The following is a 10772-nucleotide window of genomic DNA, read 5'->3' on the forward strand; positions in this document are numbered from 1 at the left end:
GGTTGTGGTTTGAAAGGGCTCCCGGAGCCCGGCGGTCCGGTCAGGCGCTGCGGCGCTTCCGTGCGACGGCGAAGGCGCCGCCTCCGATCACCGCGACGGCGGCGATGGCGGCGAGCATCCATCCGGGCGGGCCACTGCCGTCCGAGGAACCTGAACTGGAGTCTGCCGCGACGGTGTCCGAGCCGGCCTTGTCTGCGGGGGCTTGTGACGAAGCTGGTGCGGAGGGCTTCGGTGAGGCGGGGGCGGATGCGGATGGGTCGGACGACCTGCCGTCGGTCCGCTTGTTGGTGAGCGGGCTGATGTTCGGGTCGCCGGGCTTGCCCAGGCCGCGGTTGATGTGGGCGCCGGGCCGGACGATGCCGTGGCCGAGGTAGTTGCTGACCGTGCCCTTTTTCCAGTCCTTGCCGCGGCCGGCCGACTCGATCATGACGCGGAGGACCTGGTTCGCGGTCCAGTCGGGGTGGGCGGACCAGATGAGGGCGGCGGAGGCGGAGGCGAGGGCTGTGGCATTACTCGTGCCGCTGCCCTTGCAGTACTCCTTGAAGGTCTCGTCGCACCATCCTGGAATGTCACTGCCGGGCGCGGCGATGTCTACGAAGTCGCCATGACGGGAGTAGTCAGCCACCTTTCCGCTACGATCTGAAGCTGCCACAGCAATCGCCTCGGGATAACTCGCTGGATACTGCGGCTTGTTAGCCTTCACAGCGTCGTTGCCCGTGCCTGCGAAAAGGAGTTTCCCCTTCCTCTGCGCATACTTGACAGCTTTACGGGTCTCGGTGCTGTAGAAATCGCTCGCCATGGAGATATTGATGATCCGGGCGTCGCTGTCAGCTGCGGCCTTGATCGCCTCCCGCATGTCGAAAGCGTTCACTTTCTCGTTGTTCTGCAGCTCGGTATCGCTGACCCGAAACGGAATGACCTTGGCTGCGGGTGCCAGCCCCTTCAGTCCGCCGCCTGCCCCGGTACCAACGATGAGTTCGGCCATCGTCGTCCCGTGCCCCCTGTAGTCGTCGGTCTCGTCACCCTCGGCTTCTGCGACATCCGCCCCCTTCAGGACCTGGCCCTTGAGGGACGAGGTGTTTGGGTTCACCCCAGAGTCGATGACAGCGACCTTGATCCCCTGACCCGTTGAGGTCTTCCAGATCTCCTCAGCGTTCATGGCATCCAGGTACCACTGCTGTGACTGCGCGTCAGCAGCAACTGCTGGGGCGGTCCCCGAGAAACCCGCTGCCAGCGCCGCAACCGCCGTCACAGTGCTGATCAATCGTCGCCGAGACCTTCGTGCCTCAATCATTCCCGCCGCCATCCTGACTCTGAACCTTCCCCAGCGCTTACTCGATCACCGGCGGCACAGGCCCACGCCGGCGGTTGGTCCACGTCTCTTCGTCTTCCGTCAGGTAGTCCGGGCGAGTTGAGCCCTCGCGGTCCTGATTCTCGTCACCTCGCTGACGCTGGTTTCCACGACCGCCTACTGGAGCCGTGCCTCCAGTAGGCCTCGCACCGGTACCGGCACGAGTGCCAGGCGCACGCGGTGTCCCGACGACTCCGCTCGTGCTGGGGGTGCCCCGGCCAACCTGCCGAGGGCTGGGCCGCCCCGCGCCCGGGCTCTCGCCACCGATGACTGTTCCCCGCGGTAGGCGCGACCCCGTGGTCCCGCCGGTGACCCGCTGCGGCCTCCCGCCCACGATTCCATCGCTCCGACCGCCACGAGTCCCTGTGGGGCCTGCGTTGCGCCCTCCGGCAGGCTGTCCCGTACCGGTAGGCCGACCGACAACAGGTGACTGGCCCTTGGCGCCACCAGTGGGCTGTCCCGTACCAGTGGGCCGACCGACAACAGGCGGCTGGCCCTTGGCTCCGCCGACGCCTGGACGCGTCGTGTTGTTGGTCGGCGTGCCCATGGCGGGAGGACGTCCACCTGTAACGGGGCGCCCGTTGGCCGTCGACGGGGCTCGCCCTGGAGGAGCTCCATTCTTTCCCGGAGTTCCGGCGGCCCGTCGAGTCGCGGCTTCACCGGCCTTGCCGGAGCGTTCCATGGGCGGCCTGGTGCCGGAAGTAGCACTCCTTCGGGGATCGCCAGCCCGCCCGACTCGGGGCGTTGCCTTGGACACCGGGGGAGCGTAGTTCTGCGACATGGGGGGAACCGGACCCTGGTTCGTGGGAGGTGTTCCCGTCGTGGGAGAAGGCGGCGTGGCAGTGGGCGTGGTGGGCGGAAGCGTCGTCACGGTGTCGATCTCCATGGAGGTGGAGGCCGGAACCGGCTCCGCCTTGCCGAGCGCCCCAGTCCGGGGTGGCATCTCGCCGACGCCCGTCTCACCCGCTTCGGTGCGCGCGACGGAGGACTGTGACAGATCCTCTCGAGACGCACCAGAGTCGGAATTCCCTACGGGGTTAACAATCCGCCCTGTCGGCTCCGGCACCGCCGCCCCATAAGCCCTAGGCGGCCGCGGCGCCTCCTGCGACGCCAGCGTCTGCTGCGAGACCGCGTAGAACGACGCCAGGCGGTTCATCTGGTTGATGGTCTCCTGGCGGTCCTTCTCGACCTGCAGGGCCTTCTGGTAGTCGGGGTTGCTGTCCGTCCGCTCCGGGATTTCGAAGTCGTCGGGGCGTTTCTGGATCAAGCGCCCGTCGCGCGGCGGCCTGGCGTTGCGTACCGAGGTGAGGCCTGTGCTGGCCACCTTCATCTGGGCGCCGACCGCGTTGGCCATTTTGCCGATGCGCCAGGCGTAGCTGACGACATCGGCCCCGTACCGCTGGAACTCTGTGGCGCCCTCGCCCGACCAGTCGGTCTGCTTGACGAAGTCGTTGAGGTCCTTGGCGGCCTTGTTGATGGCGGTCGTCGCCTTCTCGAGCGTCTCGCCGGCGTGCTCGAGGTCGGCCGGGTTCGCGCTCTCCAGGAAGTCGAGCATCTCGTTGAGTTTCCGGCCGTCGAACGCGGTCGCTCCGAAGACGCTGCCTCTGGGGCCGAAGCCGATGGCCTCGAAGAGGTCGTTCGCTCGTTCCAGCATGTCGGTTGCTGCGAACTGCCCGTTGATCTGGGCTTCGTCCTTCTGCTGCGCCTGCTCCTGCGGAGTCAGCGTCGGCTCAGGCTTCTTCTTGTCGCTCATCGGTCATCACCCCAGGTCCTTCGTACCGCTCTTGGCGTCCTGGCGAGGCTGCGCGGGACCAGGGGTCTGGTCCGGGTCCTCGGACGCGTCCCGCTCCATGTCCAAACGTGCCCGGATCGCGTGGAAGCGACGGCGCTCCGCATCGTCCACGTTGTCGTAACCGACATCGGCCGCGTGGACCCCGATGGTCAGCAGTTCGATCTGGTCGCCCAGCGACTTCGACAGCGACACCAGTGACTTGTGGACGCGGTTGTACTCCTTGTAGAAGCCCTCCGCCTCTCCGAACGGGATGCCGACGCCGAACGACGTACGCGTCACCCGCTCCATGGCGACCTTGGAGGTTCCCCCCTCGCCGCCCTCCAGGTCGGCCAGCACGGCGTCGACGTGCCGCCGGAACTTCTTCAGCGCGCTTACGCCACGCTCGAGGTCACTCGCCACAGCTGCCCCCGCCACCGACTATCTCGAGCACGATGCCCATTCCTCCCCGTTTACTTCAGCTGCCGCACATTGCGATCGTGGTGGTGGCTCGCCGACCACCGATCGCACCGATCGCACCGCACGTCACTCTAGTCAACAGCTATGACAGCCCCAAATGCCTTATTCGTTACGAGACTTCGCGAGACTTCACAAGACTTCTACGGTTCGGCGAGCCTGGTTTCTGTGCGGCTGCAATCAACCCGCGGCCTCCCGTGCGATCCGCCGTCTCCTGCGCCGGGAGTCCCGAAGTGCCACCGCCGAGCCGGCCACCGCCGCGACCACCGCTCCCCCGCCGACCATCGCGTACGTCGCCAGGCGGGCGTCGCGCTGCTCCGGTGTCTCGCCCGGGTGCAGCTTGGCCGGGGTGGGTGCTTTCACGCGGGTTACTCCCTCGTGGGCGACCGGCTTCTCGATGGGCCGGTCGTCCTCGGTGAGGGCCCGGACCGGGTCGACCACTCCCCAGCCCACGAGGCGGTCGTGGCCGGCGATGGAGCGTTCGGCGGTCTGCTGGATCTGGGCGACGATCTGCTGCTGCGTCCAGTCGTCGTGCTTGGCCCTGATGAGGGCGGCCAGGCCCGCGACGTAAGGGGCGGAGAAGCTGGTGCCGTTGTCGGCGCAGTGGCCGCCGCCCGGCACGGTGGAGACCATGTCGACGCCTGGGGCGGCCACACCGACGAAGTCGCCCGACTGCGAGAAGGCGGCGCGTTCGTTGTTGCGGTCCGACGCGGCGACGGCCAGGACACCTTCGTAGGACGCCGGGTAGGTCTTCTTGTCCTTGCCGCCGAGGCCGTCGTTGCCCGCGGAGGCCACGACCACGATCTCTCGCGCCAGCGCATTGTCGATGGCCTGCTTCAGTACGGGGGCGGGCTCCACGGCGTTCGCGGTGTCCTGCGAGATGTTGATGACGTCGGCCCGCTCGTCGATGGCGTGCTTGATCGCCGCGGCGAGTGTCTCGGCCGTGCCGTGGCCCTCGGCGTCGTTCTGCTGGACGGGGATGACCGTGGCGTCGGGTGCGAGGCCGACGAATCCCGTGCCCTTGGCCGGGCGGGCCGCGATGATGCCCGCGACCTTGGTGCCGTGGCCCACCGTGTCCGTGGTGCCGTTCTCCTTGCCGCGCTCGATCTTGTCGCCGTTGTCGTCCTTGATGTTCTTCGGGATGAGATTGATGCCGCTCTTGGTGTCCACGGCCTTCGTCAGCTGCGGGTTCTTCACGTCGACGCCGGTGTCGATGACCGCGACGCGTACGCCTTCGCCGGTGGACTGCTGCCACAACTCGTCGAGCAGGACGCGCTGCAGGGACCAGGGGCGGCCCTCGTACTTCTTGTTGGGGAAGGTGCACTGCGTGCTGTCCTCCGCCGCCGCGGGCGACAGTGGCAGACCGATCATGGTGAGCGTCGCGGCGGCCGAGACGATCAGCGGGCGTCGGCGTCCGTAGGTCTTCATCGTCGTACCGGCCTCACGAGCCCTGGGGCTGACTCGCGGCGCCGGTGGAGAGCCGGGGGCCTGTCGGGAGGAAGGTCGACCACTGGGCCGGAATGGGCAGCGGGTCCACGTTCTTGTAGCCGAGCCGGTTCTGGGCCTGCTGCGCCTCCGCCTGGCGCGCCCGCTTCTCCTCCGCGGAGCCAGAGGAGCCGATGCCGGAGTCGTCGGTGGCGCTGTCGCCGTTCGACTGCATCGCGTAGCGCAGACCGGTGTCGGTGACGAGGAAGAGGAAGCCGGTGTCGGTCCTGGAGCCCTTGAACTGCCGGAAGAGCTGGCCGGATCCGGGGGTGACGTAGGCGCTGCTGGAGCCGGTCGGGAGCGTGGCGGGGAAGTCGGTGCCCGCCCAGGTGCTCAGTGTGGTCCTCCCGTTGCCGGCGTTCACCTTGTGCAGGACGTTGCACACGGTGTTCCTGCTGCCGCTGGCCGTGCTTGCCTCGTTGACCGGCTTGGGCTCGGCGGTCGGCCACTTCTTGGACTGGCCGAATTCCCGGCCGGGCTGGAAGGCGCCCGCGCTGACGGGGGTCTCCTGTCCGTTCTGGCCGAGGCTGACGAGCTGGCGGCTGTTGAGCAGCAGCTTGGCCGTGAAGTCCGAGACCGGGGCGACCCGTCCCCGCAGGACGACGTACCGCTGCTTCTTGGTGCCGTCCGTCGCGGACAGAACCATGCCGATCTTGTTCACTCCGGCCGGGAGCCCGGGGGCGCCGGCGGCGGTGCCGACCTGTCCCGGCACGGTCGGGAAGGAGATGGTGTCACCTTGGTGAAGGGTGTCCAGCCAGGCTTCGGAGACGCGTTGGGCCGCACGGTCCTGGCCGACCAGCTGGCGCAGGAGCAGTTCTCCCTTGTCTTCGTCCTCCACGTCCACGCGGTACGCCGTGCCCTTGGCGTCGACCACATAGCGGGTCTTGTCGGGGCCTTCTACGTAGAGGAGTTCGCCGCCTCGGAGGCGGTTGGTTCCCTCGGTCTTCTCCGCCTCGCGCTCGGCGAGGACGAAGGCGGCCTTCTGGATCGCCCGGCCGCCCTCGCCCGGACGTTCGCACACCGCCCACCGCTTGGCCTTGCCGGCCTCCTTCGGGTCAGGCAGACGGTCGGGGGCGTACGGGATCCCGAGTGTGGCGCCGTGCGGGATCTTGCCGTTGTCGAGGACCGACTCGTCAACGTTGATGACTTTGCCCTTGTCGGGGTTGAGCAGGAGCTTGGCCGACGACATGTTCAGCACCGGATGCAGCTGCGTCTTCTTTCCGGTGGTCAGTACGACGTACCGCGTCGTGGACTTGCTGGCGATGATCACGTTCTCGCCGGGCTTGTTCCAGTCCTTGGGAGCGACCGGCTTGAACATGCCCCACGCGCCGAAGACCGCGAGGATCACCACACCCACGATGGCCCCGGGAAGCACCGCGCGCAGCGGGCGCGGCGCGCCCTCCTCCGAACCCGTCGCATTCGGCTGTACGAACTGCGCAATCAGCCTCCGCTTCGCGAAGGTGTAGGCGTTCAGTTCGTCCCGTCGTGATGCCATCTGTCCGCTGTCCCTCTCCCCGCCGGGCGACCAGGTTCCCACACTCGTCGGGACCGCCTGCCTTCGGGCCGCCCCTACTATGCCTGTTGGCGCTTGCCCTCTTACTGCTCAGGTAGGGTGATCGCCCGGTCAACGCCCATGAGAATTTGGTTTATTGCGGACACGAGGGGGCAACGCGGCGATGAGTACGGCGACGCGTGCGCGAAACGGGCGGACCACCGGTCGAGCGCCTGAGACTTCCCGACGGCAACGCAGCAACGCCCCGGATGCGCGCACCGCCCAGGGCGTCCCCGCGACGACGACGCTGCGCCCCCTCGCACGTACCAGCCGCATCGGGCCAGTGCAGCTGCGGCAGTTGGTTCTCGTGGAGTCCGCGCTGGCGCTGGTCGCCGTCGGACTCGCTCTCGGCGACTTCTGGCTCGTCCCGGCCTGTGTCGTGGCCGGCGTGCTGATGCTCCTCGCGGTGATCCGCCGCCGCGGTCACGCCCTCCAGGACTGGCTCTCGACCGTCCTGAGGCTGCGTACGCGCAAGCGCATCACCGCACCCGCAGCGCCGGACACCGACCCGACCCTGGCGCCGGTCGCCGAGTGCGCGCCGGGGCTCAAGCCGTACACCTTTGTCGACCGCAAGCGACGTCGCACCGTCGGCATGCTGGGCGACGGTAGCTTCCTCACCGCTGTGGTGCGGGTCGAGGCGGGCAGTGAGGCGCTGCGGCCCGCGTTCGGCGCGCGTGCGCTGCCGCTGAGTCTCCTGGCGGACGCTCTCGAAGTGGACGACATCGCCCTTGAGTCCGCGCAGTTGGTGCAGCAGGTGCGGTCCGCGCCCGCCCCGCATCTGCCTCAGCAGTCCGTGGCCCGCCTTTCGTACACCCCCTTGCAGGAGCGGACCGGGGCGCCCGCCCTGCGGATGACCTGGGTTGCCCTGAAGCTGAACCCGGAGCTGTGCTCGGAGGCCGTCCAGGCGCGCGGTGGCGGTGTCGAGGGGGCGCAGCGCTGCCTGGTGCGCGCGGCCGACCATGTGGCGAGCCGCGTCTCCGGTGCCGGGTTCCGGGCCGTCGTACTCGACCAGGAGGAACTCAACTCCGCGGTGGCGACGTCGGCCTGCGCCAGCCCCATGCGCGCCGCCCGTGCGGCCAGGCCGGACGCCCCGCCGCAGCGCCGGACCCAGGAGACCGCGCGCGTGTGGCGCTGCGACGACCGTTGGCACACCACCTACGCGGTGGGCCGCTGGCCCGAGTTGGGGCGCGCGGCGACTCCGCTGCCCCAACTGGTGTCCCTGCTGACCTCGATCCCCGCATACGCCACCACCTTCAGCCTCACCGTGCGGCGCGGCTCGCACCACGAGTCGATCAATGTCGGCGGCCACGTACGCATCACCGGTGGCTCCGACAACGACCTCGTCGGCGTGCGACGGGCGCTGGAGAGCGCCGCACGCTCCGCGAAGGTGAGCCTCGTACGACTTGACCGTGAGCAACAGCCGGGAGTGCTTGCGACGCTGCCCCTGGGAGGTGCGCGATGAGCACCTCGATCTCACCTGCCGGCCGGTTCCGCGGACTTCTCGGCCCTCGGCACGCGGGGCACACCGTGCCCACGGACGCTCTCGGCGCGCTGTCACTGCCCGTCGGGGACGACGGCGTGGTGATCGGTGACGACGCCGAGGGCCGCCCCCAGATAGTGGGGTTCCACCGTCCGGTGCCGTACGAGGTGCTGCTGATCGGTGGCCTGTGGACGGCCCAGGTGGTGGCCCTGCGTACGGCGGGGACGGGGGCGCGGGTCGCCGTCGAGACGGGTCGCGCGCAGGCGTGGACCACCCTGGCGCAGGCTGCGGGCGCGGGCCTGGAGTGCATCACGCTGCACGACGTGGGCCGGGTGCCGCCGACGGGGGCGACGGTCGGCAGTCCGGTGCTGGTGGTACGGGACTGCGGGATGCGGCCGCCGCGTGGGCGGGTGGTGTCGTCGCCGTGGCAGTCCGTGCTGACGCTGCTGCCGTATATGAGCCCGGTGGCGCCCAGGTTGCTGCGTAGCTCGTCGCTGGTGGGAATCCAGCGGGTCTCGCCGGGCGAGGCCGAGCAGATCGGCAAGATCCTGGGGCTGTCGCGGGCGGAGGTCGAGGCGCTGCCCACGCTGGCGGACGGGGTCACGCTGTGGTGCGCCGGGCGGGAGCGGCAGTGGGTGATGACGGTGGGGACGGACGCGGAGTCCGGGCTGCTGGGTGTGGCTCGGCGGATGGACTGAGTGCGGGGTGCGCCCCGTTGCTTCACGTCGGACTCGGATCGGATTTCGGATCGGAGTCGCATCGGAGTCGCATCGGATTTCGGATCGGAGTCGCGTCGGAGTCGCATCGGACTCGTATCGGCTTCGCGGCGGGCTCGTTCAGGGCACCATGGCTTCTGGCGGCGATGGCTGCCACAAGCGCGAACGCACGTGAAAGGACGTCGACATGGGGACCCAGCAGGAGAAGGACGAGCTGTACGCCCTGGACATCTCGGATGTGGAGTGGCTGAGCCCGCCCGGGACCGAGGAGGCCGAGGAGCGGGTGGAGATCGCGTATCTGCCGGGTGGGGCGGTGGCGATGCGGTCGTCGATGGACCCCGGGACCGTACTGCGCTACACCGAGGCGGAGTGGCGGGCGTTTGTCCTGGGGGCGCGGGACGGGGAGTTCGACCTGCGGTAGGTGGTGACGGTCCGGTGTGTGGTGAGTGAAGGTCCTGGGGACTCACTCACCACGCGGGGCGTGTGGGGGCCTCGTACGGTGTCACGCCGACGGGTGGGCCTTTGGTGCGGATTGACTGGTTTGGTCAGCGCGTTGAGTGTTTCGGATGTCACTTCCGGGAGGGGCGTGACGTACGGGACAGTCGGCTACGGATGGGCGGGCCTGCCGTAGTGGTGGTGCTGATGATTAGGCTGGGTCCGGGAACGGCGCCAGAACCTGCGTGCGGGCTGCGCGCGTCCCGGGGGGAGAGCCGGGATCGGACGATGGGCGGGCAGTGAATGACCGCCGCCACCACGGCACTGAGGGTGCTGGACCACACCAGGAGGCATTAGTGAACAGCGATCGGGACGAGATTCGCGGCGGCTGGGGTACGCCCGTCGACGATCAGTCCGACGCGGAGCCCGAGATGACGGGTGAGTTCACCATCGACTACACGCCGCCTGCCTGGTACACGCAGAACGCGGCGGGGTCGGGTGACACCTCGGGGGCTTCGGCGGCCGGGGCGACTCCTCCTCCGCCGCCGCCTGCCGGGAATCCGGTGGAGGTGCCGGGGTTGCCTGCGGGGAGTGGATTCGAGCCGAACTGGTCGCCGCCGGTGGCGCCTGCGCCGCCGGCGGATCCTGCGCCGCCTGTCGCTCCTGCGCCGCCTGCGGTTGCGCAGGGTGGGGCTGAGGGCTCTGAGGGCTCGGGCAATGGTGATTTGGAGAGCGGTGCCACGATGCGGTTCTCCGCAGGCGCGCTGAAGCGTGAGATCGCGGAGCGAGCCGAGGCCGAGGCTGCGACTGCGACTGCGACTGCGACTGCGGACGCCGGTGGCACGGGCGATGGGGTCGACGGCGAGCCGTCGGGTTCTGTTCCTTCGGCTCCTCTCACGGGGGACGAGTCCGAGGATTCATCTGGGGATTCGGAGGTTGCGACCGGGGTCACGGAGACGGCCGACCCCGATTCCGATTCCGATTCCGACTCCGACGCCGACGCCGACGCCGACTCCATGTCAGGGTCCGATGCGGCTTCAGTGGCCGACGTAGCGGCGGGCGGGAACGGTGGGGGCAGCGACTCCGTGTCCCAGGACTCCGCGCCCGAGGCATCCGTGCCCGAGGACTCGGTTCCGGAGGATTCGGTGCCGGAGGGCTCGGTTCCGGAGGATGTTGCGCACGAGGTGCGGGACGCGGTTCCGGACGAGGCCCAGGACGATGTGCAGGACGAGGTCCCGGACAACTCCGTGCAGGACGCCGTGCCCGGTGGCCAGCCCTGGGCGCCTGGTGCCGCGCCACAGGGCGGGCTGCAGGGTGGTGGGCTTCCGCCGCTGCCGCCTGCCTTCCAGCCCGCGTCCGCTGCCCAGCCGCAGGCCCCGACCCCGGCGCCGCAGTGGCCCGCGCCCGCGCAGCAGCCCGCGGAGCCCGTCCAGGCCCCGGCGATGCCCCCGGCGCAGCCGCAGAACCCGCAGCCCGCGCCCCCTGCCTGGCCGACGGACCCCGCCCAG

The 10772-nt window shown here is 69.3% G+C and carries 8 protein-coding genes and 2 pseudogenes; 5 read left to right on the plus strand and 5 right to left on the minus strand.

What is annotated here, in order from left to right; genetic code table 11:
• Positions 1-40: 40 nt before the first annotated feature.
• The 5 genes from U9R90_RS08635 to eccB all read right to left on the minus strand — a co-directional run bounded on the left by U9R90_RS08635 (position 41) and on the right by eccB (position 6576).
• Complete coding sequence (locus U9R90_RS08635; protein WP_411055807.1) at positions 41-1306, minus strand: S8 family serine peptidase; 1266 nt, start codon at positions 1304-1306, stop codon at positions 41-43.
• Between the two features lie 25 nt (positions 1307-1331).
• Complete coding sequence (locus U9R90_RS08640) at positions 1332-3104, minus strand: hypothetical protein (RefSeq protein ID WP_411055808.1); 1773 nt, start codon at positions 3102-3104, stop codon at positions 1332-1334.
• Positions 3105-3110: 6 nt separating this feature from the next.
• Complete coding sequence (locus U9R90_RS08645) at positions 3111-3542, minus strand: hypothetical protein (protein WP_411055809.1); 432 nt, start codon at positions 3540-3542, stop codon at positions 3111-3113.
• Positions 3543-3776: 234 nt separating this feature from the next.
• The gene (gene mycP, locus U9R90_RS08650; RefSeq protein ID WP_411055810.1) at positions 3777-5024 is read right to left on the minus strand and encodes a type VII secretion-associated serine protease mycosin; all 1248 of its coding nucleotides are present in this window, start codon (positions 5022-5024) and stop codon (positions 3777-3779) included.
• Between the two features lie 13 nt (positions 5025-5037).
• The gene (gene eccB / locus U9R90_RS08655; protein ID WP_411055811.1) at positions 5038-6576 is read right to left on the minus strand and encodes a type VII secretion protein EccB; all 1539 of its coding nucleotides are present in this window, start codon (positions 6574-6576) and stop codon (positions 5038-5040) included.
• Between the two features lie 181 nt (positions 6577-6757).
• On the opposite strand from eccB, the gene eccE reads away from it, so the two are divergent.
• The 5 genes and pseudogenes from eccE to U9R90_RS08680 all read left to right on the plus strand — a co-directional run.
• Positions 6758-8095 carry a type VII secretion protein EccE gene (gene eccE / locus U9R90_RS08660; RefSeq protein ID WP_411055812.1) on the plus strand — a complete coding sequence of 446 codons (1338 nt, stop codon included), beginning with the start codon at positions 6758-6760 and terminating at the stop codon, positions 8093-8095.
• Positions 8092-8811 (plus strand): hypothetical protein, encoded by a 720-nt coding sequence (locus tag U9R90_RS08665; protein ID WP_411055813.1) that lies wholly within the window; start codon positions 8092-8094, stop codon positions 8809-8811. The genes eccE and U9R90_RS08665 overlap by 4 nt, the downstream gene beginning before the upstream one ends.
• Before the next feature lie 205 nt (positions 8812-9016).
• On the plus strand, positions 9017-9250 hold the full coding sequence (locus U9R90_RS08670) for a DUF397 domain-containing protein (RefSeq protein ID WP_411055814.1): 234 nt from the start codon (positions 9017-9019) through the stop codon (positions 9248-9250).
• A gap of 370 nt (positions 9251-9620) precedes the next feature.
• A pseudogene (locus U9R90_RS08675) lies at positions 9621-9743 on the plus strand (SCO5717 family growth-regulating ATPase); the annotation flags it as partial.
• Positions 9744-10280: 537 nt separating this feature from the next.
• Positions 10281-10772, plus strand: a pseudogene (locus U9R90_RS08680) (hypothetical protein); the annotation flags it as partial.

This window comes from Streptomyces sp. E11-3 (assembly GCF_046540415.1).
GTDB lineage: Bacteria > Actinomycetota > Actinomycetes > Streptomycetales > Streptomycetaceae > Streptomyces.